The sequence below is a fragment of the Candidatus Hydrogenedentota bacterium genome (assembly GCA_019637335.1).
Classification (GTDB): Bacteria; Hydrogenedentota; Hydrogenedentia; order Hydrogenedentales; family JAEUWI01; genus JAEUWI01.
In genome coordinates, this window is record JAHBVV010000041.1 from 20,264 (window position 1) to 43,011 (window position 22,748).

Below are 22,748 nucleotides of genomic sequence, written 5' to 3' on the forward strand. Positions count from 1 at the left end.
GATTTGTGGATTCTTCCGTGTTGAGTTCCAGTAATCATAGCATTTTCGGGGTGATTGCTTCGAAGAAGGGATGGAAAAGCCGGTCCGGGGCGCGGGGCGCGGATCGCGGATTTATCCCCGCGCCGCAAACGTGTTAGACTGCCGCTTCGTATTTCGGTCGGGTTTTCAGCTGGTACGCGGGTGCGGAATCTATGAAGTCTTACTTGTTCGCCGGGGCCATAGCGCTTTTACTTTGCCCCTGCGCCGTTGAGGCGCTCGAGGCGGGCGCATCGCGGGCCCGTATCGCCGCGCCGCGGGGCGTGCCGCTTGATGGCGACGCATCGCGGCTGGGCCGCCCTTCGTCGGGCGAGCATGACCCGATTTGGGCGCGCGCGCTGTACCTGGATGATGGCGATACATCGGTATTCGTGGTCAGCCTCGATCTTTTTGCCGTGACGCCGGGGTTGCGGGCGACGGTGGTGGAGCGCGCGGGGTCCCTGGCGTCGCCGGAGGCCATCATTCTAACCGCGACGCACACGCACAATGGCCCCGGGGGGATGGCGGAGTCGCTGCCCTGGCGTTGGACGGCGGGCCGCTACCATCCGGAGATGATCGACACGGTGTCGGACGCGGTTGTGACGGCGATGTCGCAGGCCCGGGAGCAGAAGCGCCGGGCGACGCTGGGTTACGGCACGGCGGTGCAGCGCGTTTTGTCGGCGAATGTCCGGGGGGCTGAAGCGCCGATCGACGAACAGATTGGGGTAATCCGGGTTGACGACGCCGACGGGAAAGCCATCGCGATCCTGACCAGTTTCGGGGCGATGCCGGATCTGGTTCCGGAGTCGGATTATTATCGCTTCTCGGCGGATTTTCCGGGCGCTTACTGCCGGGAAATGGAGGCTTTGACGGAGCCGGGTTGTGTGGCGATGTTCCTGAACGGGTCCGCGGCGGGCCAGCGGGCGGTGGATCCGGAGCGGAACGAAGGGTGGGCGCGTATCGACTCGATCGGGCGGTTGCTCGCGGTGCGGGCGAAGGCGGTGGCGAACGACATGGTGTTTCACGACGCGAAGTTGACGGTGATGCACCGGGAGGTTCCGGTTCCCGAGGGCATCGGGGAGGCCTACCTCCCGCCGACGGCCCTCATTCAGTTGATCGGCGTGGAGGGGCTGCTTGTTGCGTTTGTGCCCGGTATAATCACCGCGGAAGTCGCCAGGGACCTGCGAGCGACCGCGATTGCGGCGGGCTACGAGGCGCAAATGAGCGCGGGGCCGGCCAACGGTTACCTCGGCGCGCTGGTATCGCGGGCGGCGTGGGCCGCGCCGGAACACGTGGACCTGCCGAACTGGCTGGGTCCGGATGCGGGGGACTGGCTTGTGGGCCAGGTTGCCGCACTGGTTGCGGGGGAGCCTTACGCTGAGACGCCGCAGGCCAGCGCGGGCGCCGCGGAGCGGGAGGCCCTTCCGGGCGGTGTATTGCTGTCGTTTCGCGGCGGCGCCTACGCGCGCGGATACCAGCGCGGGGCCGAAATGCGGGATTTGATACCGGGGCTGTATGAGGCGCGCGTAGCCGGGGCTGTGCGGGGTGGCGCGTGGCTTCCTCCCGGCGATGGCTGGTTACTCTGGCCGCCCTTCCTTGACCGGGTTCCGGTTGCGCTGCCCGCCCTGGCGCAATCGGTCCGACCGCGGTTGGCGGGTCTGGGCGAGCACTGGATCGACGAGTTGCGTGGCTTTTCCGGCGGCGCGGGCATGACTCCCGACGCGGCCTGGCTGCTGCAGAACGCGCCCGCGCAGGAGGGCCCGGATGGGGGGCAGCCGGTGGGGCATACCATGATGGCGCACCTCGGCGGCGCCAAATCCAATGGCGGCCCGTCGGTGGCGTGTACGCTTGGTTCGGGTTTGTTTGAACGGCCGGCGGCGGCGCGTGTCGAACCGGATACCGGCCGGTACTTTTTGCAGGCGGGTCTTGATGGCATCTGGGGGGTGATGGCCGGGATGAACGACGCCGGGGTAGTGGTGGCGGTCACGCGGGATCCAGCGGCGGCGGCACATTCGAATGGGCCGCCTCTTCCGCTCATCGCGCGCGAATCCCTTCAGTTTGATTCGACCTATGAAGCCGCGCTGGAGCGCCTGCGCGCCGCGAACCATGCGGCGGGCCACCGCGTGCTGCTGGTGGGCCCTTCTCGTGAAGGCTGGCGCGGCGCCGTTCTCACCTACGGGCGGTCGGTAGCCGTTCGGGAGCAATCCGAGGGCCTGCTTGTGGCCGTGGATCCGGAAGAGCATTATCCCGATGAGGACGCCCGCCAGCGGTACGCGCTGGCGGCGGCGCGTTTCGGGGATGTGGCGGAGGTGGATGCTGGCGCGCTTCAGGCGTTTTTGCGGGAGCGCGGACCGGATCAGGTGGATGATGGGGGGGCGTGGAACACGGGCGTGCGCCATGCCGCCGTGTTTTCGCCGAGCCGCCTCAGGGCCGGCCTCGCGTTTGCCGCGGCCGATGGCCAGCTGGGCGAATTCACGGAAGTCGTGCTGAAGAAGGCGCCGCGAAATGAGTGAGACGATTCGAAGTTACAGCAGTGGCGGGGCGGGGGTGTACGGTGCTCCCGGATCGCGGGGCCGCACGTTTCGGCGCGTAATGCTTGTTATGTTGGCGGCGGGCGCGGTCTGGATTTTCTGGACGACCCGGGACACGTGGCCGGCGGAGGCGCTGGTGCCGGGCGAGCAGACGTACCGTATTCAGGCGGCGCGGCTGCTGGCGTCGCGCCAGGATGCGGCGGGATCGCCGCTGTGGCGGCTGGGGGTGCTCCCGGAGCGCTACCACGCGGTACCGGAGTTGCTTGGCAACAATTTTGGCCTTCCGGACTGGGTATTGAACAACCTGGTTTCCGGTACCTGCTACATTTCCGGAAAGGACACCCTTGCCTTTTCGGACGTGCTCGTAGTGACGCGCATGAGCCGGATCGGATGCCTGATCGAGCGCTACCACCGGTATTTCGGCGGTCCCGAGGTGGATTATGCGGGCGGGCTCGAACTCCGCCGTATGCCGGAATCGGGGGTGTACTACGCGGTACGCGGGCGCACGCTGGTATTCAGCCCGGCGCGCGACGCGCTGATCGCGGCCCTGACGCTTCCCCTCGACGAATCGCTCGCGCGCCGCGAGGACCGGGACGGCAGCGCTGCGGGCGATTTGCACGGAACGGTTGCGCCGCGCGAGAGCGATCCGCTGGGCGCCTACATAGAGCGGGCGGATTTCGCGCTGGCGTTTGCTCCCGGCATGGTGCGGTTTTACGCCGAGGCCCGGATGCGGGCGGCGTGGCGAGCCCCGCTGGACGCGATCGGATCGGGCGGGAGCAGCGGGCCGCTTTCGGCTCCGTCAAACGGCGGTGTGGTGGTGGCCGGTGATCTGGGCGCGCCGCTGCCGGCGGTCTGGCGCGCGGTGGATGAAATGGCGGGTGGCTGGCTCAGCGGGACGACGGCGACATGGCCGGGATTCGCCCCGGGCGAAGGCGAGGCTGGCGAACGTTTTCGGGAGGCCCTTCAAGAGGCGATGGGGCCGGGATTTACCCTGCGCTGGACGGGGGTGGACGTGGACGGCGTGCTCCCTCTGCCGGAGCTGGACGTGTGGCTGGAGACGCGGGCGGACGCCGCCGCCTGGCTGGAGGCGATTCCGGCGATCGGCCCGGACGCGACGCCCCTGGCCGATGCGCCCTACCGCAATCCTGACCGTGGCGTGGTTCACTGGCCGCAGGGTTGGGGGTCGGTGTTTGAGCCGGCGCTGGCGCCAGTTCCGGGGGGCGTGCGTCTGGCGCTCCATGCGGCGCACCTGGAGCAGATCCCGGCGGCCGGCCCTCCGGTTGCGGTTTCGTCTGACCTGTATATCCGGATCCGGCCATCCGAGGCGCTGGCGCTCATCCAGGAAGCGGGGATGGTTTACGCGGAGTGCGGCCTGATCCGCGGGCATTCGCTGGCGTCCTTCCAGACCACGATGGACGGGCTCATGGCGGGAACACGGGAGGTTTCCGAGGTCCGGATCGCCGCGGGTTACCGCGATGGCGCGGTCCGACTGGAGGCCGAGATAGAACTGCGCCCGGGGGGATAGAGGGGCGTGGTCAGGAGGCGCGCCGGGATCGCGCGCCGCTTTCAGCGAGAAACCGCCAGCCAGGTTTCCACGGCATGATCGAGATCGGCGTCGGAGATGTCGCGGTGGAAGACGATGCGCAGGGTTTCCGGCCCCACGGCGAAGACCCGCACGCCCCGTTCCGCGAGATCGGCCTGGATGCGCTCGGCTTCCGGCGCGCGCAGCATGAGGATATTGGTGGGCGAGGGGAGGACAAAGCGCGATCCGCTGGCCTCGAGGCGCTCCCGGAACACGCTCGCGCGACGGTGATCCTCCGCCAGATCGGGGATGTGGTGCTCGAGCGCGTAGAGGCAGGCGGCGGCGAGAATTCCCGCCTGGCGCATGCCGCCGCCGAGTTGCTTGCGGGCGCGGCGCGCTTCGTGAATCGTGGCGGCGTCGCCCGCCAGGAGTGACCCCGCCGGCGCGCCAAGGCCTTTCGAACAGCAGAAACTGATGGTGTCGCATGGGGCTGCGAGCGTGGCGGGCTCCACCCCCAGCGCCACGCTGGCGTTGAAGATGCGCGCGCCGTCACAGTGAAGCCGGAGGCCGTTGGCGCGGCAGATCGCGGCCAGGGCGGATACCTCCTCGGGCGTATAGCACGCGCCGCTGCCGCGGTTGGTGGTGTTTTCGATGGCCGCGACCCGTGTGATGGCGAAGTGGGGGTCGTCTTTCAGCACCAGCGCGGCTTCCAACTGCGCCGGGGAGATTTTTCCCAGTTCGCCGGGCAGCGGCCGCGCAAGCAGCCCCGCGAAGCGCGCCAGGTTGCCGCCCTCGTAGTTCACCGGGTGGGATTGTTCGCTGAGGATCACGGCGTCGCCGGGGCGTCCCAGAACGAGAAAGGCGATCAGATTCGCCATGGTTCCGCTCGGGACGAAGAGTGCGGCTTCCTTGCCCATCAGGGCAGCGGCGTACGTTTCGAGCCGGTTGACGGTGGGGTCTTCGCGCAGCACGTCGTCGCCGACCTCGGCGGAGGCCATTGCGGCGCGCATGGCGGGTCCCGGGCGGGTTACGGTATCACTTCTGAGGTCGACGAGGCGGGCCATCGGGGGTTTCCTTGAGCACTTGAAAAGGTCTTAATTCTGAACGGTACAGCACGCCGGATTGTATCTGGTTCGCCGCTGGCATTGAAAGGGGCGCCCGGGTTTTTTGCGCGTGTCGGAATTGATGCAATTGGCCGTAAAATGCTAAGGTTGGCGCGTCTGTCCCGTGCCGGGTATTCGGAACGGGGTATGGATCGGGCCATACCACCCGGCAAGCGGGCTGCCTGCCGTGTCGCGCCTCCGACCAGGGATTCTGTATGAACTTCTTGAACATCTTGCGCTCGCATTGCGCCCCAATCGGCCTGGCGCTTGTGCTGGCGGCGCTGCTTTCCGCTTGTGGCAACTCGGAGAACGCGGTTCCCGCGCGGATCAGTTGGGACAAGCATGCGTCGGGCAACCACCAGATGGCGATGTACGGGGAACCTTTTGCGAAGCCACTGCGGGCGGTGGTCGAGAGCGCCGTTCGGCCCGGGCTGTTGGGTGGCGAAGGCGGCCGGGACGTGGTTCCGGGGGTTGCGGTCCGATTCGTTGTGGAAAACCCGGATAAGGGGGTGGTGTTTGCGGAAAGTGGCACGGCAACGCTGGATGCGGTCACCGATGTGTCCGGCACGGCGCGCGCGGACGTGATCGCGGGCACGGATCCGGGCGATGTCATAATCCACGCGTCACTTCCGGAATTTCCCGACGCGGGGTCGGTGGAGTACCGCCTGGTGGCGGGGGTGCAGCGAATCGGCGCGGCGCTCGAGGGGAGCACGGGCGACAGCGTCGGCCCCGTTGGCGTTCGGCTGTGGAATTCGGACGGGACGCCCGCGTCCGGCGTGGAGGTCAACTTTCGGGCGGTGGGCGAGACGGAGGGGGCGCGGATGCTGAACACGCGTGTGTACAGCGATGCGAGTGGCCGTGCGGAGACGATATGGACGCTCGGGAGCAAGGTCCAGCGGTATTTTGCGGACGTTGAGATACACGATAATCGCGCCGGCGTGAGCGAGGAACAGCGCTTCGACGTGCGTACCGTTCATTTTGAGGCGATGGCGATCAACGCCACCCAGATGGCGGTCGTGTTGCTGGGCGGGCTGGCTGTGTTCGTGTTCGGGATGAAGATGATGTCCGAGGGGCTCCAACGGATGGCCGACCGGCGCCTGAAGAGTATCTTGCAGTTCATGACGCGCAACCGTTTCATGGCGGTGGTCGCGGGAACGCTGATGACGGCCATGGTCCAATCGTCGAGCGCGACGACGGTGATGACGGTGGGATTTGTGAATGCGGGGCTGATGACGCTGAAGCAGGCGATCGGCGTGGTGTTCGGGGCGAACATCGGCACGACGGTGACGGCGCAGATCATTGCGTTCAAGCTGGATGATCTGGCGTATCCCTCGATATTTCTGGGGCTGCTGCTGATGATGTTCATGAAACGCCAGCAGCTTAAGTTTCTCGGGCAGGTGCTTCTGGGCTTTGGCTTGCTGTTTCTGGGTATGCAGACGATGGGGGGCATCCTGAAGCCTCTCCGGTATAGCCCGGAGTTTCAGGCGTGGTTTCAACTGGTGGACTGCACGCCGGTGGACGGCGGCATGATGCCGGCGGGCCGCGCGTTGCTGTGCATTCTGATTGGCACGGTCACCACGGTGGTGGTCCAGTCGAGTTCGGCGACGGTGGGGCTGGTTCTGGCGCTGGCGAGCCAGGGCCTGATCGGGTTCTACACGGCGGTTCCGCTGATTCTCGGGGACAATATTGGCACCACGATCACGGCCAATCTTGCGGCGATTGGGACGAGCCGAAACGCGCGGCGCGCGGCGTTGGCCCACACGCTGTTCAATGTTTTCGGCGCGACGTATATGTATGTGCTGTTTTTCATCCCGATCTGGTCGGGCCAGCCCTTGTTTCTGGGTTTTGTGAACTGGTTTACGCCGGGCGAGGTGTTGCACGGCGAAAACGAGAACCTGCTGCGCCATATTGCGAACATTCACACGACTTTCAACCTTTGCAATGTGGTGCTGTTTCTCGGGTTTACGGGGGCGATGGCGCGGGCGTGCAATTTCCTGATACCGGTGTTGGATTCGGAACGGGACTCGGTCTTGCGCTATCTGGAACCGAAGTTGTTGAGCGCGCCCGCGATCGCGCTGGAGCAGGCGGTGAAGGAGGTGTTGTTCATGGTGCGGAAGGGGCAGAAGTCCATGAACGAGAGTTGCGACTTGTTGTGCGACGGGCGGACGGAGTTTGTGGAGTCGATTCTGGCCCGCGAGGACGTGATAGACAAGTTGCAGCACGAGATTACGGGGTATCTCGTTGAGCTGTCTCGGACGAGCCTGGATACGGATGAATCGTCGTTGATTCCCGCGCTTCTGCACGCGGTGAACGATGCGGAGCGGCTGGGCGACCATGCGGAGGCGCAGGTGGAGTTGCACCGCCTGCTCGGCCAGCAGCGCCTCGCGCTGACGGAGGCGGATCGCGCGGGTATCCGGGAATCTCAGAAGTACCTGAACGAGGAATTTGAAGCGATCTACCGGACGCTTGAGAAAGAGGATCCGAAGGCGGTTTCGGACGCGCACCGGCTGGATGAACGCTTGAACATGCTGATGAAGCGCCTTACGGACGAGCACATCAAGCGGCTCGACGCGGGCGAATGCGACGTGCAGGCGGGTGTGATTTACCTGGACGCGCTGGCGCACCTGGAGCGCGTGGGCGATCACCTGGTCAACATCGCGGAGCGCGCGGGCCGCATTCTGGAGGTCACGTCGTCGCCGTCCTGACTACGGCCGTGGCCGAGATCGGGGGCGCGAGTGCGCCAGGGGCGGATACGCGTGTTCTTCATTACCGGAGAGGCCTGTTGTGACTCGGAAGAAGACGTTAATCGCGGGGTTTGTTGGCCTGCCGGCCGTGCTGGCCGCCGCTTTTCTTATCGTGATTGGCCCGTGGCCGGCGTACCAGGACTCGCGCTATCGGGAGAGCGATTACTACCGCGCGGCGCTGGACGCGATAGCCGCCAGCGCGTCGAAATCCGAAAAGACGGCCAGCCCGGGGCGGCTGCACGCCGGCTGGGCGAAGCGGGCCATTACGCCGGAGATCGGCGCGCCGCTGGGCGGCTACTCGGGGCGGAAGGGCGGTATGGAATCAACGGGAGTTCGCGACGAGCTGTATGTTCGGGCGCTGGCGCTGCATGACGGTGTGGACACCGCCGTAATACTCGGATCGGACATGTTGATCATCCCGCCGAATCTCTCGTCCGCGGTCCTGGAGCAGGTGGGTGCGCGGACCGGGCTGACGCCGGACCAGATCCTGTTCAACGCAAGCCATACGCATTGCGGCCCCGGGGGCTTCATGCCCGGGCTGGTTTCGAAGTTTTCCGGAGGGGCGTATGACGAAGCGCGCATGGCCCGGATTATCGCGGCCTTTGCGGAGGCCGCAGTGGAGGCGCATGGCGCGCTGGAGCCGGCTTCCATTGCGGCGGGGAGCGCCGACGCGCCGGAGTACATCCGCAACCGCACGCGGGACGGTGCGCCTGTGGATTCGGAGCTCAGCTTCATGCTGGTCCGGCAGGACGATGGCGACGTGTGCTATGTGGCCAGTTACTCGGCGCATCCGACGGTATTCGGATCGCGCATGATGGCGTTCAGCGCGGAATACCCCGGCGAACTGATGCGCTTTATCGAGGAGGAGACGGGTCACGATGCCCTGTATCTAGGCGGGGCGGTGGGATCCATGGGCCCGCGGGCCCCGGAGGGCGAGGATGACGGGGCCCGGGTGACCGCGATGGGGCGCGCGCTGGGCAGCCTCATTTTGGCGAGCGACGATGCCCTGGCCTTCACGGATCATGCGGATATCGCACCGGCGGGCGCGGCGGTGGGCATGCCGCCGTTCCAGTTGCGCCCGTTTGAGAACCGCCCGCACTTGCGCCTTTCGCCGGCGGCCGGATATCTGCTTGGTCTGCGCCGGGAGGGCTGGATACACGGAGTCCGAATCGGCGACTTGTTCCTTGTGGGTACGCCGTTCGATTTCTGTGGCGAGACGAGCGTGGTGTGGAAGGAATGGGCCCGGGAGCACGGGCTGGACTTGTGGGCTTTGAGTTTCTGCTCAACCTATTGCGGCTACCTTTCGCCGGACAAGCACTACTGGGACGTTCCGTTGAATTACGAGACCGGCCCGATGGGATGGTTTGGCCCGAATACAGAGGCGTATTTCACCGACTTGTTCCAGGCGCTGGTCCAGGGGCTGGCGGTTACGGAAGGGCGCTCCTGACATGGCGGATGGCCAGGTCACGGACGCGATGGCGTTGCCCGCACCTCGGGCCGGGCGGCCGGACGGACTGATCGCGGCGGGGCTTATCGCGTTTGCCGTGTCGCTCTTGTTTGTCCTCGCCATACTTGAGGGGAGCTGGCTGCGCGCCCAGCCGTGGAGTTCGGCCCTGCGGACCGAAGACCACGTGATTGATGACCCGAGCGCGATTGCGGCGTGGAGCCGCCGGCTTTCCCTGGACCAGAGCGTGGGCGAGAGTGAGAATGTGCGCGCGATTCTCCGGGATCTTCGGCGGCTGGAGCGCGAGCAGGCCGCGGGCAGAACGCGCTCGGTACTGGAGGATCCGCTGGGCACGGCGTCGCTGGCGAACCTCGATTATTTTCCGCGCGCGTCTCTGGTTATGGTGGACTTGCCGGCGGAGGCGATGGCGCCGTTGCTTGAGTCCGGCCGCATTCCGGCTGCGGGCGCGCGCGAGGTGCTTGCGGGCTATCTGACCGGCGCGGGACCGCTCGAGATCGATGGCGAGACGTTTGCCGTTGTGGGGCGGCTTCGCCCGCAGATACCAGCCTTTGTGAAGTCGTATGTGCTGCCGTCACACGATGATTTTCGGGCGCTGTTTGGAGATTCGTCCGGCGGCGCCCCCGGCAGCATCGTTGTGGAGCCGGGCGGGCGGATACGGGAGCTTATTCCGGAACTGTTTGAATCCGGCGACGCGGATCCGCCGCGCGTGCACGCGGGTCCGGTTCCCACGCGGCCGTTGTTTGCCTGGGGCACGTGGGGGGCGCTGCTGATAGCGGCATTGGGAGCGACGCTGGGCTTTCTGGCGCTCTTTCGCCGCCTTGCGCAGACCCGCATTCCGCTAATCGGCGATGCGATGCGCGAAATCGTCCTGCGCGGACGGCTGATTCGCACGCTATACGGGCTCTATTTCGGCGGTTTTTTCGGGGCGATGGCGCTTGGGATGCAGGATCCGGAACTGAACCATTTGTTTACCGAATACGTCTCGCGCACCTTCACGGAGGGCAGCCTCCAGTATGTGGGCGAAGCGTATACCTCGGGTAACATTGCCGCCGCGGCCCACGCGACGTATTACAACAATTTTGTTGTTCAGACCGTGTTTCTGACGACGGGCCTGTCGTTGATGCCGCCGTTTTTTCTGGGAATGCTGAAAATCATGGCGAGCTTTCTGGTGGTGGGCTTTGCCATGGCCCCGCTGTGGTCGGCGACGGCGTCGGGCATGACGTATCACGTGATAACGCTGGCCCTGGAGCTTCCGCCCTATATTCTTGTGGCGTTCGGCGTCGCGGTATGGTCGCATGCGGCATGGGGGTTTCTCTGGTCTCCGGTGCGCCGGTGGTACCTTGGCGACCGCGCGCGGGACCAGGCTATCGTTATGGAGGCGGGTGCGCAGTTGCCGCGCGCGTTGCTTGTCCTCCTGGGCTGTACGCTGCTTAGCGCCGTCTTGTTGTATGTCGCGGCCTGGTACGAGGCGACCACCCTGATTCTCTTCCGCGGGGGATGAGTTGTATCGTTCCGGCCATACCTTGTAGAGTGTAGGTAAGCGGGCGGCTCCAATTGAGGCGGCGCCTTCAATACATTGCGGAACGGCATTGGCCTTTTCCGCGGGAGCGGGCGGTTGCGGGGCGATTGCCGCCACCCCGGGGGGGTGAACCGCCCTCGGGAACCCCAAGCGCAGCACGCACCGGGCGCGTCCGGCGAGAAAGGCGCGCCTGTGTTGAATCGTTCAAACCCAAAGGAGAAGAAGCATGAAGTTTAGTGCACGTTACGCAGGCGCCGCGGCCGTCGCCGTTCTTGCCGCATTCGCGATGACGGCGAGCAGCCACGAAGGTCACGACCACGACCACGACCACGATCACGACCACGGGCCGGCGATTTCCAGAGCGATCTGCGTGCTTTCGCCGACCGAGGGCAACTCGACGGCGGGCGTCATCACGTTTACGAAGACGGACAAGGGCGTGCTGATTGAGGGGACGATCAGCGGCTTGACGCCCAACGGCAAGCATGGCTTCCATATTCACCAGTATGGCGACCTCAGCAGCGCGGACGGGACGAAGGCGGGCGGCCACTTCAACCCGCACGGCGCGGATCATGCGGGGCCCGATGACGAGCACCGGCATGTGGGCGACCTCGGGAATGTTGAGGCGGACGCCCAGGGCAACGCGACGTACAAGCGCGTTGATTCGCACATTACCTTTGAGGGCGCCACCAGCATCATCGGGCGCGGCATGATCCTGCACGCGGGCACGGACGACCTGAAGACGCAGCCCACGGGCGACGCGGGTGGACGTATCGCGCAGGGCGTTATCGGCATCGCGGCGGACGAATAAGCTCGGTTCGCCGGCGAATGGAATGAATCGGCGGGCCTGTCTCCATGGAGGCGGGCCCGCTGTTTATTTGCCAGGGCCGGGCGGTGTACCGAGCCGCTGGTGCGGGGTGGTTCTGGAGAGGTTGGGGTTGCGTTGCTCCAGGCACACGAAGGCGCTGGGACGCCATCGCGTGGCACGGGTGGCTTGGCTTGAGTTGAACGGGGGGACGGTGTTGTGGGGTCCTGGCCGGGTGGTATGACAAGCGGGGACGCTTATCCCACTTTGGCGTTCGCTGGTGGATCGGGGTGGATTGAGGAGGGTGGGGTGTTGTGGGCGTTGCTGCGCTCGTTATGGGAGCTTTGGGTCCGGGGGGAGGTCCGCCGTGCTGCCGGTTCGGTAGCCGGCGAGGTCCACGGTGACGTGGCGGTAGCCCGCTTCGCGGATCCCGGCGAGGACGGCGTCGCGGGTGGTGGGGTCGAGCAGGCGTGGAAAATCGACGGGGTCGATTTCCACGCGGCAGAGGTCGCCGTGGTGCCGCGCGCGGTACTGGTGGAAGCCCAGACTCTTGAGGATCTCTTCGGCGGCTTCCACTTTCCGCATTTCCTCGGGGACGACGCGCGTACCGGTGGGGAAGCGTGAGGAGAGGCACGCGAAGGAGGCCTTGTTCCAGGTGGGGAGGCCGCGCGCGCGGCTGAGGCGGCGGATCTCTTCCTTGTGCAGGCCGGCCTGGGCGAGGGGGGCGACCACCTGATGCTCCCGGGCCGCCTTGGCGCCGAGCCGCGTTGGGTCGAGCTGGTCCTCGGTGATTTCACCGTAGGCGAGGACCGTGATGCCGTGATCCCGTGCGAAGGCGTCCATCTGGGTGAAGAGTTCGGTTTTGCAGTAGTAACAGCGGGTTCCGTCGTTCTTGAGGAAATCCTCGTTCTCGAATTCCGAGGTCCGCACGACGGTCAGGTTCCAGCCGCGCGCCTCGGCGAGTTCTGTGGCGTCCCTGACTTCGGAGCGGGGGATACTGGGAGAATCGGCCAGGATCATGCGCGCGCGATCGCCGAGCACCTCGTGCGCGACGGCGGAGAGATAGGCGGAGTCCACGCCGCCGGAGTAGGCAATGGCGAGGGCGCCGTACCCTTCCAGCGCCGCCTTGAGGCGCGCTTCTTTTTCCTGTACCGCGTTGGGGATGGTCTGCGTTGCCATATTGCCTCGGAATGTTGCTGCCAGCCTGCGATTCAGGCCTTCATTTTAACATGTATGGCCGGCCTTCCGCCTCCCGGCGGCAATGCGGAATTCGGCGTCCCAGAAAAAGAAAGGCGGCGCGGCCCATGGGGGCCGCGCCGCCTGGCGTCTATTCTGGATATTACAGCGAGCTGAAGGCGCGCTGGAAGGGGGTTTCGTCTTCCAGCGATATTTCGCGCTCGGCGAGGGCCTGGATCTTTTCCTGGAAGCCCTCCACGCGGCTGCTCATGATCCGCGCTTCCACTTCCTTGCGGGCGGCCGGGGGCAGGTTTTCGTCGAAGCCCCAGGAGGGGTGGTCGCCCGTGCCGAGGTTGCGGAACGATCCGATATTCTTGCCATCGAAGGTGCGGTAGAGCACTTCGTTGTTGCCGCGCATCACGCATTCGGCCCACTTGTTAACGCGGCTGCCGTACTGGTCAATCACGGGAATCTTGCTGTAGAAGTATTCCTGGGACTGGGCGATGGCGAGTTCGGCGAGATAGAGCTCGTTGAAGGCGTTCTGGAGCGCGGGGGTGACCCACTTGGCTCCGCCCACCTGGTCGCGGAGATCTTCCACTTTCCGGATGCGCTCCTGGCGATCGTACTTCGCCGGGGTGAGCGGAATGCCTTCCTTAACCTTGATATAGAGGCGGTCGATCGCGTGCTCCAAGGCGTCCTTGGTGGCGGCGCGGCGCTCATCGGCTTCGGCGAGCTGGCCGACCTGGCCCGTGAGGCGGTCGACTTCGATCACGAGGCCGCGGTGCTGGGCCTGGGTGATGGCGAGGGTGTTCTGGAGGGCGTCAAGCTCTTCGCTGCGGGTGATGAACTCGTCGGTTGCGGTATCGAGCTCGGATTCGGTGCTTTCGAGCCTGGCGGTGACATCGTTCAGCGCGGCCTGTTTGTCATCGAACTGTTTTTCGGCATCGATGATCTGGGTGCGGAGTTCTTCGAGGCGCTCGGGGGAGAGCTCCAGGCCACCTTCGCGGCCCTCGACCAACGGCATCAACTCGTTCACGCGGGCCCGAAGGGTTCCGTTTTCGCTGGTGAGGCGCTGGACGTCGGCGGTGCGGGATTCAAGCTCCGCCTTCATCGGGTTGGGGAGCGGCAGGAAGGAAGATGCATAGGGGCCGGCCGCGATGCCGATGACCAGCGCGATTACCGCCGCAATGACCAGGGCGAGGGGGCTGCCGCCGCCACGCCCGCCGCCGCCGACCGATTCGCTCGCGACCTGGCGGCCCATCGGGGCGCGCATGTCGGTGTCGGGCGAGAAGTCGGGCGCGGGGGTGCCGCCGCCCATGCCGAAGTCGCCGCCGCTGCCGCCGCCGAAGGCGCCGGCGTCAAAGCCGCGCTGCTGGCCGAACATGGGGGTTTCCATGGCCTGCGTGGGGGCGCCGGTGTCGCGGCCGAAGCCGGAACCGCTGCCGCCGCCGAAGGCGCTGTCGAACATGGGGGTGTCCATGTTTGAATCGGGGCCGGGACCGATTTCGGGGGTTTCGGGCGAAAAGTCGCTGTCGGCGGCGAGGTCCTGGAAGCCGGAGCCGACCGGGCTGACGCCTTCACTCGGCGTGGTGCCGGCGGGGGTGTCGATGCCCGGGGTGCCGCTTGAGAAGGTGTTGTTCACCTGGCTGTCGAAGCCCGCGGGCGGGCGGCGTACATTGCCGCCGGTCGGCTGGGGGGTTTCGACCTGGATATCGCTGATGGGCGGGAGGCCGGCGGAATCTGACGGGCTGCCGCCGGAATCGAAGTTTCCGAGCGGAGGCAAGCCACCATCCGAGTCCATACCACCGGAATCGAAATCACTCAGGGGGGGCAGATTTCCCAAGCCGGAGTCGCCGGGCGTGTCCAAACGATCTTCCGCATTGTCGTCCGGTTCTTTGTGTTCGTCAGCCATGGAAGCTTTTCTCCGTAACGTGTTTTAGCATAAGTGTATTACGCTGATGCGTCGTTATAAGGCCCATGATAGCACGGGCTCCCCAATGTGTCAAGAAATCTCCACACGAAAAAACCGAATTTCTGAAACCGCCCGATCCCACTAACTCCCGTTCCCGTGGCGGCTTATATCAGAACCCGGCGCCGTCTCCCGAGGCGGCTGGCGAGGTTCTAAAACTACGATTTCGCTGGAACTAGCCTACGGCATTCGGACCCCAATCGTCAACAACAAATTTGCGTAGATCCGTTGTTCTCCGGTGACGATGGTCAGGCAGGCGTCATCATCGCCGGCGGCGGTGTAAAATTCGTGCCGATCGAGGGGGGTGAGTTCCAGATCGGGGAGCCTTTCGTGAAATTCTTGAAATATGGGCGGGGTGGAGCCGTCGGCCGGCGCCATCACGTGGGCGGCTTCCACCGGAATGGCCGTCAAGAGGGCCTCCAGGACGTCGGTCACGGTGGGCAGGCCGGGCCGCAAATTGAGATAGACGAGGTCCGCGTTGATTCCGCACTTGGTGCTTGCGGGATAGTTGCCGTCCGCGATCAGGATTTTGGAGCCGTGGCCCGCCGCGCCGATGGCTTCGAGGATTTCCGGGTGAATGAGGGTATGTTTCAGCATGGTTCTTCTTTCTGAGCGCCGCAATCAGCGCAGGCGAATATCGGGCAGGGGGGCTCCACGCATGATGGCGCGGTATCGCGGCGCGAGGGCGGGGTCCCAGGCGAGGGCCTGTTGCATGGCCTGGTTTGCGCCGGCGAAATCGCCGAGGCCCAGTAGGCACTGCCCCGCGCCGAAGGCGGCCCGGGCGGCATCCGCGCGGAACTGCTCCTGCTGGCCCAGGGGCAGCAGGCTTCCGTAAATGGCATAGGCTTCGTTGTAGGCCTGCTGGCGCAGAAGAATGCCGCCGAGCGAGAGGCGCACGGGGATTTCATCGGGCATCAGGCCGGCCGATCCGGAACCGCGCTGGGCGTCGTAGGCGTCCAGCACGGCCTCGTAGTGCCGGCGCGCGCCGGGGAGGTTGATGTCGAGATACTCGTAGGTCACGGCCAGGTTGGAGTGAACCCGGAGGGTATTGGGGTTTTCCGCGAGGGTGGCGCGGAAGATGGATTCGTTGGTTTGCCAGTCCCGGTTGCGCGCGACGGTCTGGAAGAGAAAAACCAGAGCGAGTATGGCGGCGGCGGGGGCCAGCGGGCGTATGGGGAGGTTTTTCGAGGCGTGCAGCACGAGTTCCAGCAGGGCCCACCAGAAGCCGGCCATGGGCACGTACATCCAGTGTTCGGCCATGGGGGCATTGAGGGGGAAAATACCCGAAATCGGGAACCAGGCGGCGAGGAACCAGGCGAATCCAAGCGCAATGCGGTAGTGGCCGGCGCGAATGCTCCAGACGATGGCGGCGGCGCACGCGAGGAGCAGGAGCAGCCCGATAACGGCGGTCCAGGCAGGCACGCCGGCGAGGGTCTGTTCCATGTGGAGGCCAGTCGGGAGAAAGAGGGTCTTAATATAGAAGGCGAATGCCTGGCAGGTTTCAACGAGGCGCTGGCCGATTTCGAGGAGGTGCTGGCCGATTTCGAGGATGCGCTGGCCGAGGCCAATTGCGGCGGAATCGCCACCCTTTTCGAGGAGACGCTGTCCGAGGCCGCTTCCCGCGGATTCGCCGCCTTCGCTGAATTTCAGCACGGTCATGCGGAGTGCGCCGTAGCCCGCGAGGATTGCGGCGGCAAGGGCGAGGGGCGTGCTGCGGGCTTTCCATTCGGCGCGGCCGGGCAGGGCGCCATCCGCCGTGGGCCGGAGTGCGATCAGGAGCAGGAGCAGCAGCGGGTAGATGGTGGAGGATTCTTTGCTGCAGAGGCCGAGGACAAAAAAGAGCCCGCTCAACCCGAGCATGATTGCCCGCCGCTTGCCTTTCGCCTCGGCGGTGGCGCACAGCAGTGCGGCGAGGATGAAGACGGCGGACATCATGTCGGCCCGACCGCTGATATAGGCGACGGCCTCCGTGTGCATCGGGTGGAGGACGAAGAGGATTGGCGCAATGGCCTGGATGGCGCGTGGCGCTTCGAGGCGGACGAGCAGGGCGAACAGCAGGATTGCCGCCGCGATATGCCACAGGATGTTGGTGAGGTGGAAGACAAAGGGCTTTACATCGGGGTAGCCCTTGGCCTCGCTGCTGTCGAGCACTTCGTCATGGGACAGTGCGAAATCCAGCATGAAGCTCACCGAAACGAGGGGGCGATAGAAATTGCCCTGGCCCCGCCCGAACGCGTGTTGGTCTTCACGGAAGAGCTGGAAGAGTTTGCCCGGATCCTGGACATGCTCGTGCAGGAGGACGGAGGAGACATCGTCCCAGACCCAGTCGCCGGCGAAGGTATTGGCGTAGGCGAGGAAGCCCGACAGGATGATAGCCCCGGCCACAATTGCGAAGAAATGCTTGTTTGACATGTACACCTCAGGCCATGCGGAAACCCGTGCGCCCCGCCGCGGACAGCCTAGCGCATCGCGGCGGGCCGGGGCAATAAAAAAGCTGGCGCGCGCGATAGCGCACGCCAGCGGGTAGCTTCACGGTACGGGGCGGTCAGTTGTTTCGCGGCCCCGGCACCTCCCAGGTTTCGCCGGGGAGGCGGAGGTATTCGAATTCCACGGCGGACTGAGCCCCAATCACGCGGACGAGGCGGAGTATGTCCTTCCCTTCCTCGTCCGGATAGAACTCTTCACCTTCGCGTACGCGCAGGTCGTCCTTCTTTCGGGTCTTGGGGTCGATGACCGAGAGGAACACGACGAGGTCCCCGGCGTCAATGGTCGCGAAGCCGGTCACCTGGATCCAGGGGCGCGCGAGCATGAGGTCGGCCCTACGCCGTTGGGTGGTATAACGCTGGCTGGTCGGATTGAGCTGTTTATGCACGTCGAGCAATGCGTCCAGCGCGTACCATTGTTCGTTGTCGGAGGCCTGTCCGATGGCGGTGGAAATATCGCGCTCGATGTTTCCGACGGCTTCCGGCTCATTAATCTCGGTGCTGTACTGGGACTGCTTGGTGCGGAAGGCGCTGATAACCGGCTCTTTCATGCCATCCATGAACCCGCCGTTCACGCCGGCGAAGAGCGGCTGCAACGCGGCCTTGTAGTCCGAATAGATTTCCTGGGTTGTCTTTGGCGGCGGCGCCTCGGGTTCGGGCGGGGCTGCGGGTTCCGATTTGCAGCCCGCGATCATGGGTATCGCGGCGAGGATGGTGAGTGGCAGGATAAACAAATGTCGCATCGCGGCAACTCCTTGGTTAAGGCGGTATTCACGAAGGAAGGGTAACACAGGAAGCGCGGGTCTTACAAACATGATTCCGTAAAACGGGTAAACTACGTGAATCCGCATGGGCTGGCGACGTGATGGGGCCGCGATCGGCGTATTCGCCCCGCCCCCGGGTTTTATGTATAATGAGGTTCAACGCCATTGCGGACGCGGGGCAGGGAAACGACAGGAAGCCGTAAATGAGTAGAATCCTTCTGGTTGACGACGACGTCGATTTGTCGGAACTCATCAAGACCAAACTGAACGCGGAGGGCCACGAGACCCACGTGATAAACACGGGGGAGGGCGCTTTTGAGTTTGCGAAGCGCGTGAAGCCGGATATCTCGATACTGGATATCATGCTTCCCGGGGTGACGGGGTATCAAATCTGCCGGCGTATGCGGAAGGATCCGGAGCTGTACAAGCACGCAATTCTGGTGCTTACGGCGCTTGGCGAGGAACCGGAGATCCTGCACGGGCTGGAGCAGGGCGCGGATGACTACCTGGTGAAGCCATTCAAGCTTGAGCGGCTGATGGACAAGATCGCGTCGCTCACGGCGCTGACCGCGTCGCTCGGGAATCGCAACCGGGTTACGAATTTGCCGGGCACGGACGCGGCGAAGCGCGAGATCAATCACCTGCTGGCGCGGGACACAGCGATCGCGGTGGTCTATATCGACATGATTGGCTACAAGGCGTATTGCGCGACGCGCGGCGCGGACGGGCAGCAGAAGGCGCTGGAGTTCATGGCGCGGCTGCTGGTGAGCATGGCGCGGGACATGGGCTTCTACGAGAGTTTCATCGCGCACATGGGCGGGGAACATTTTGTGGTGTCGCTGAAGCTGGAGGACCACGAGCGCTTCACGCAGAGCCTGTGTAGCCAGTTTGACCGGCAGGTGGAGGAGCTTTACACGCCCGAAGAGGTCCAGAAGGGCTACGTCAAGGCGACGGATCGCCAGGGGAATGAGGTGCGCTGCAAGTTGATGGCGCTTTCGGTTGGCGTGGCGCACACGCAATACCGTTCCTTCAAGAGCGCGAAGAAGATGTTTGAGGTGCTGGCGCAGGTGCGTCAGATGGCGCACCCGAAAGATGGCAAGAGCGCGGCCTTCGTGGATCGCCGCCGCAGCGATCGGTGAATCCATGCGCTATTTTCTGGCCGCCGGCGCCGCGTGTTTTGTGGCGCTGGCGGCCTTTTTCACTATCCTCAACATGCGGGAGCTGCCGCCAGGCGAGCTTGCCCGGCGGTGTGCGGCGTGTGCGCCGGCCTGGGACGGCTACCAGGAGGAAATCAAGGCCATAGGCGCGCGCCCCGTGGCGCGTTGGCGCGGCGAGCCGGTTTGGATGGCCGCGGGCCCCGGTGGCGTGCGGCTTGCGATGTCGCTCTCGCCGCCCTGGGACGCCTATGAGGCGGCATTGCCGTTGTTGCTTCGCGAGCCCGGGGGGCAGGTGTTCCGGAATAGCGGCGTAGAAGCGGAGGGGCCGCTTCGCGTGTATGTATTTCCGCCGGTCGCGGAGCCGGGAGCGCCCGATCCCGTCTGGCTGGAGATTCAGTACCCGCACGTCAAGCGCCGCCTTCACCTCGATGGCAATGGCCGCTGGCGGGCGGCCCCGGGCTCGTAGCGCCGCCGGGACACGGCCATTCCGTTTGTGGTACGATGCCGTGCGGTTCGGCGGCGCCTGTTCCGGCGCGGTTCTTGAGGAGCACATGCACAAGGCGGAACGGCTCTTTCAGCTGGTGATGCTACTTCGCCGCTCGCGCACGATAACGGCGCGGGACCTCGCGATCGCGCTCGAGGTCTCTGATCGCACCATTTACCGCGATATTCAATCGTTGATTCTGTCGGGCGTACCGGTGGAGGGCGAGGCGGGCGTGGGGTATATCTTGCGCCGCGACTTTGACCTGCCGCCGCTGATGTTCAGCCGCGAGGAAGCCCAGGCGCTCTCGCTGGGTGCGCAGATGGTGCAGGCGTGGGGCGATCCCGCGCTGGAACAGGCGGCCCGCGCGGTGCTCGACAAGGTGCGGGCGGTGGCCCCGCCGGCGCTGCTTTCGGAGTTCGAAAGCCGAACCCTGCGCGTTCCGGATTTTCACATTGATCCCTTCGTTCGCGAGAAGCTGGGGATTGTCCGTGAGGGCATCGTGCGCTGCGAAAGAATCCAATTCGAATACGAGCGCGCGGATGGCGCGGCGTCGTCGCGGACGGCGCGTCCCCTGGGCCTGTTTTTCTGGGGAAGCGTGTGGTCGTTCGCGGCGTGGTGCGAACTCCGGCGCGCATTCAGAAATTTCCGTGTGGATCGCGCGAGCGCGATTTCGCTGACCGGCGAGCGTTTTGTAACCGAGCCAGGGAAGACCCTGGAGGCGTATATAGCATCCGTTGAAAAGGAGGTATGGTAAGCAATGAAAGTGAGATTCAGACAGATCCTGATCGCCGCGGCCGCGCTTTGCGCCGGCGCGGCTTCCGCGGCGGACGCCGGTCCGAAAAACGTGATTCTGATGGTGGGCGACGGCATGGGATTTCATCAGGTGCAGGCGGCGAGCCTGTATGTGTATGGCGAGCCGAAGGGGCAGCCCTACTGGGAATTTCAGACGCTCGCGATGACGACGTATTCTTCGGATGGCGAAGGATACGATCCCGCCCTGGCGGCGGCGGATTTCAAGTACGTGCTGAAGGGCGCAACGGACTCCGCGGCAGCCGCGACGACGCTTTCCTGCGGGGTAAAGACGTACAACAAGGCCATTGGCGTGGACAAGGACGGCAATCCGGTGCGCCACCTGTACCAAGACGCGAAGGCGATGGGCAAGTCGGCGGGGGTGCTCAGTTCGGTGTATATCAGCCACGCGACGCCGGCGGGGTTCTGTGCGCACCACAGCACGCGCAATGATATTGATATCCTGGCGGAGAAGATGTTGCGGAACAGTGCGGTGGACGTAATCATGGCGACCGGGCACCCGTGGTTCGACGACAACGGCAAGCAGGTTGGCGGCCTGGGCGAGGACCCCTTCAAGACGGAGGGCGACTACAAGCGCATCGGCGGCGAGGCCGTCTGGCGCGAGGCCGTGGCGGGGACGCTCGGCGGCGACGCGGATGGCGACGGGCAGCCGGATCCGTGGACGCTGGTGGACTCGCTGGCCGGATTCGAGGCGTTAAAAGGGCCGGATGCGCCGAAGCGCGTGCTGGGCATTGCGCCGGTGGGCGCCACGCTTCAGGGCAACCGCGACGGGGACAAGAAAGCGGACCCGGATGTTGTGCCGCCGATCGCCAGCGTGCCGAGCCTCGCGCTGATGGTGGAAGGGGCGCTCAATGTGCTTTCGCGGGATCCGGACGGCTTCTTCATGATGGTGGAAGGCGGCGCAATCGACTGGGCCGGCCACGCGAATGTGATCGGGCGGCTAATCGAGGAGCAGCGGGATTTCGACCAGGCAATAGAGCGCGTTGTGGCGTGGGTCGAGGCGAACAGCAGTTGGGATGAGACGCTGTTGATCATCACCGCGGATCACGAAACTGGCTATCTTTGCGGCCCGAACGCCGGCGAGAAGTGGGAAGCGCTGGAGAACAAGGGCAAGGGCCAGGTTCCGGGCCACTCGTGGCACACGGGCGGCCACACGAACCAGCCGGTGCCGTGCTTTGCGAAGGGCGCGGGCTCCGAGAAGCTGTTGGAGCACGTGAAGGGTGAGGATCCGTTCTACGGCCCGTTTATCGACAATACGGATGTGCCGAAGGTGATTCGTTCCGTTTGGCGCTGAGCGGGGAGAAGTCTGGGATCTGTCGGGCGGGCCGCGGCGAATGCGGCCCGCCCGTTCGTATTTCCGGCGGGGCGGACGCCCGAGAGGAAAGGGGATGGCGCGGTTTTATGCCTGCGTGGGGCGAGTAAACCACGAATGCACCTGGGGCAGCGGCTGGCCGCGAACAGGATTTGTGACCACGGATGACACAGCGCAGCCTCTGGCCGCAACCAAAGAAATGATCACCACGAAGGGCGCGAAGGTCACGAAGAGGAAGAGAGACGAAGCTTTGACCGCAGAGAACGCAGAGATCGCATGGGGTGATTTCTGGTACGCAGATGGATTGGGTGGATGATCGAGAGAGTACATTCTTAACCACGAATGAACACCAATGCACACGAATGCATCGGGAGCAGCCGCGGGCGGCGGTCAAGAATTATGCCCACAGATTGCACTGATGACACGGATAGAAAATGATTTCGGTCGTTGGGGTGTGCAGGCGGCTGCGTGCTGTTTCCAAGGTGGCCTGTTCGGATTGTTCAGCATCGGAATTGTAGCGGGGTTGATATGGTGGCGGGCTGCTTCTTCTTCTTGTTTGGTCTGCGTGTCGCTTCAATCCGTGTCATCGGTGTAATCCGTGGTAAAAAGACTGCCGGTCGCGCAATTCACGGAACGGCCCCGAAATTCTCCCTGGAATTTTCGCTCCGTAACTAATTTCTACGCCATACGGGGATGGGTTTCTTGATTGCAAGCAACACTTTAGCCGTCTGAAGTAGTCGCCCTCGTCGCACCCAACGGTGGCGGCTCTCGGTGATCGAGCACCGTCATCCCCACGAAAGTGGGGATCCAGAGACCATGCAACGTTAACCTCGCAAACCCTCTGGATTCCCGCCTTCGCGGGAATGACGAATACATCCTTTGTAAGTAAGGA

The 22,748-nt window shown here is 64.7% G+C and carries 16 protein-coding genes; 10 read left to right on the forward strand and 6 right to left on the reverse strand.

Annotated features, from left to right (window positions below; translation table 11 throughout):
• The first annotated feature begins 191 nt into the window (after positions 1–191).
• Both KF886_25600 and KF886_25605 read left to right on the forward strand, forming a co-directional pair.
• Positions 192–2,528: a neutral/alkaline non-lysosomal ceramidase N-terminal domain-containing protein gene (locus KF886_25600; protein ID MBX3180737.1), complete on the forward strand. Its 2,337-nt coding sequence runs from the start codon at positions 192–194 to the stop codon at positions 2,526–2,528.
• The gene (locus KF886_25605; protein MBX3180738.1) at positions 2,521–4,071 is read left to right on the forward strand and encodes a hypothetical protein; all 1,551 of its coding nucleotides are present in this window, start codon (positions 2,521–2,523) and stop codon (positions 4,069–4,071) included. The genes KF886_25600 and KF886_25605 overlap by 8 nt, the downstream gene beginning before the upstream one ends.
• A 41-nt stretch (positions 4,072–4,112) precedes the next feature.
• On the opposite strand, the gene KF886_25610 is transcribed toward KF886_25605, so the two are convergent.
• A complete protein-coding gene (locus tag KF886_25610) occupies positions 4,113–5,132 on the reverse strand; it encodes an aminotransferase class I/II-fold pyridoxal phosphate-dependent enzyme (GenBank protein ID MBX3180739.1) in 1,020 nt (339 codons plus the stop codon).
• Between the two features lie 254 nt (positions 5,133–5,386).
• On the opposite strand from KF886_25610, the gene KF886_25615 reads away from it, so the two are divergent.
• From KF886_25615 to KF886_25630, 4 genes are all read left to right on the forward strand, one after another.
• Positions 5,387–7,876 (forward strand): Na/Pi cotransporter family protein, encoded by a 2,490-nt coding sequence (locus KF886_25615; protein MBX3180740.1) that lies wholly within the window; start codon positions 5,387–5,389, stop codon positions 7,874–7,876.
• Positions 7,877–7,955: 79 nt separating this feature from the next.
• The gene (locus tag KF886_25620) at positions 7,956–9,362 is read left to right on the forward strand and encodes a neutral/alkaline non-lysosomal ceramidase N-terminal domain-containing protein (protein ID MBX3180741.1); all 1,407 of its coding nucleotides are present in this window, start codon (positions 7,956–7,958) and stop codon (positions 9,360–9,362) included.
• A gap of 1 nt (position 9,363) precedes the next feature.
• On the forward strand, positions 9,364–10,881 hold the full coding sequence (locus tag KF886_25625; protein MBX3180742.1) for a hypothetical protein: 1,518 nt from the start codon (positions 9,364–9,366) through the stop codon (positions 10,879–10,881).
• Positions 10,882–11,185: 304 nt separating this feature from the next.
• On the forward strand, positions 11,186–11,707 hold the full coding sequence (locus KF886_25630; protein MBX3180743.1) for a superoxide dismutase family protein: 522 nt from the start codon (positions 11,186–11,188) through the stop codon (positions 11,705–11,707).
• A 327-nt stretch (positions 11,708–12,034) separates the two neighbouring features.
• On the opposite strand, the gene larE is transcribed toward KF886_25630, so the two are convergent.
• The 5 genes from larE to KF886_25655 all read right to left on the reverse strand — a co-directional run bounded on the left by larE (position 12,035) and on the right by KF886_25655 (position 18,072).
• The gene (gene larE / locus KF886_25635; GenBank protein MBX3180744.1) at positions 12,035–12,880 is read right to left on the reverse strand and encodes an ATP-dependent sacrificial sulfur transferase LarE; all 846 of its coding nucleotides are present in this window, start codon (positions 12,878–12,880) and stop codon (positions 12,035–12,037) included.
• A gap of 160 nt (positions 12,881–13,040) precedes the next feature.
• Complete coding sequence (locus KF886_25640; GenBank protein MBX3180745.1) at positions 13,041–14,789, reverse strand: hypothetical protein; 1,749 nt, start codon at positions 14,787–14,789, stop codon at positions 13,041–13,043.
• A 237-nt stretch (positions 14,790–15,026) separates the two neighbouring features.
• Entirely contained in the window at positions 15,027–15,443 is a 417-nt protein-coding gene (locus tag KF886_25645; GenBank protein MBX3180746.1) for an RbsD/FucU family protein, read from the reverse strand.
• Between the two features lie 24 nt (positions 15,444–15,467).
• Positions 15,468–17,258: a glucosyltransferase domain-containing protein gene (locus tag KF886_25650; GenBank protein ID MBX3180747.1), complete on the reverse strand. Its 1,791-nt coding sequence runs from the start codon at positions 17,256–17,258 to the stop codon at positions 15,468–15,470.
• Positions 17,259–17,391: 133 nt separating this feature from the next.
• On the reverse strand, positions 17,392–18,072 hold the full coding sequence (locus tag KF886_25655) for a hypothetical protein (protein ID MBX3180748.1): 681 nt from the start codon (positions 18,070–18,072) through the stop codon (positions 17,392–17,394).
• 224 nt (positions 18,073–18,296) lie between these two features.
• Here KF886_25655 and KF886_25660 point away from each other — a divergent pair, with 224 nt between their 5' ends.
• The 4 genes from KF886_25660 (at position 18,297) to KF886_25675 (ending at position 21,838) form a co-directional block, all read left to right on the forward strand.
• The gene (locus KF886_25660; GenBank protein ID MBX3180749.1) at positions 18,297–19,232 is read left to right on the forward strand and encodes a response regulator; all 936 of its coding nucleotides are present in this window, start codon (positions 18,297–18,299) and stop codon (positions 19,230–19,232) included.
• 4 nt (positions 19,233–19,236) lie between these two features.
• Positions 19,237–19,716, forward strand: coding sequence for a hypothetical protein (locus tag KF886_25665; GenBank protein MBX3180750.1), 480 nt, complete (start codon positions 19,237–19,239; stop codon positions 19,714–19,716).
• 85 nt (positions 19,717–19,801) lie between these two features.
• Positions 19,802–20,488: a YafY family transcriptional regulator gene (locus KF886_25670; protein MBX3180751.1), complete on the forward strand. Its 687-nt coding sequence runs from the start codon at positions 19,802–19,804 to the stop codon at positions 20,486–20,488.
• A 3-nt stretch (positions 20,489–20,491) separates the two neighbouring features.
• On the forward strand, positions 20,492–21,838 hold the full coding sequence (locus tag KF886_25675) for an alkaline phosphatase (protein MBX3180752.1): 1,347 nt from the start codon (positions 20,492–20,494) through the stop codon (positions 21,836–21,838).
• Positions 21,839–22,748: the final 910 nt, after the last annotated feature.

What these genes read in the sequence shown, in the direction of transcription:
- KF886_25675 (MBX3180752.1), top strand. Translation starts at nt 20,492, where the DNA reads ATGAAAGTGAGATTCAGACAGATCCTGATCGCCGCGGCCGCGCTTTGC.
- KF886_25640 (MBX3180745.1), bottom strand. Translation starts at nt 14,789, where the DNA reads ATGGCTGACGAACACAAAGAACCGGACGACAATGCGGAAGATCGTTTG.
- KF886_25610 (MBX3180739.1), bottom strand. Translation starts at nt 5,132, where the DNA reads ATGGCCCGCCTCGTCGACCTCAGAAGTGATACCGTAACCCGCCCGGGA.
- KF886_25605 (MBX3180738.1), top strand. Translation starts at nt 2,521, where the DNA reads ATGAGTGAGACGATTCGAAGTTACAGCAGTGGCGGGGCGGGGGTGTAC.
- KF886_25615 (MBX3180740.1), top strand. Translation starts at nt 5,387, where the DNA reads ATGAACTTCTTGAACATCTTGCGCTCGCATTGCGCCCCAATCGGCCTG.
- KF886_25625 (MBX3180742.1), top strand. Translation starts at nt 9,364, where the DNA reads ATGGCGGATGGCCAGGTCACGGACGCGATGGCGTTGCCCGCACCTCGG.
- KF886_25665 (MBX3180750.1), top strand. Translation starts at nt 19,237, where the DNA reads ATGCGCTATTTTCTGGCCGCCGGCGCCGCGTGTTTTGTGGCGCTGGCG.
- KF886_25630 (MBX3180743.1), top strand. Translation starts at nt 11,186, where the DNA reads ATGACGGCGAGCAGCCACGAAGGTCACGACCACGACCACGACCACGAT.
- KF886_25655 (MBX3180748.1), bottom strand. Translation starts at nt 18,072, where the DNA reads ATGCGACATTTGTTTATCCTGCCACTCACCATCCTCGCCGCGATACCC.
- KF886_25650 (MBX3180747.1), bottom strand. Translation starts at nt 17,258, where the DNA reads ATGTCAAACAAGCATTTCTTCGCAATTGTGGCCGGGGCTATCATCCTG.
- KF886_25645 (MBX3180746.1), bottom strand. Translation starts at nt 15,443, where the DNA reads ATGCTGAAACATACCCTCATTCACCCGGAAATCCTCGAAGCCATCGGC.
- KF886_25660 (MBX3180749.1), top strand. Translation starts at nt 18,297, where the DNA reads ATGAGTAGAATCCTTCTGGTTGACGACGACGTCGATTTGTCGGAACTC.
- KF886_25670 (MBX3180751.1), top strand. Translation starts at nt 19,802, where the DNA reads ATGCACAAGGCGGAACGGCTCTTTCAGCTGGTGATGCTACTTCGCCGC.
- KF886_25600 (MBX3180737.1), top strand. Translation starts at nt 192, where the DNA reads ATGAAGTCTTACTTGTTCGCCGGGGCCATAGCGCTTTTACTTTGCCCC.
- larE (MBX3180744.1), bottom strand. Translation starts at nt 12,880, where the DNA reads ATGGCAACGCAGACCATCCCCAACGCGGTACAGGAAAAAGAAGCGCGC.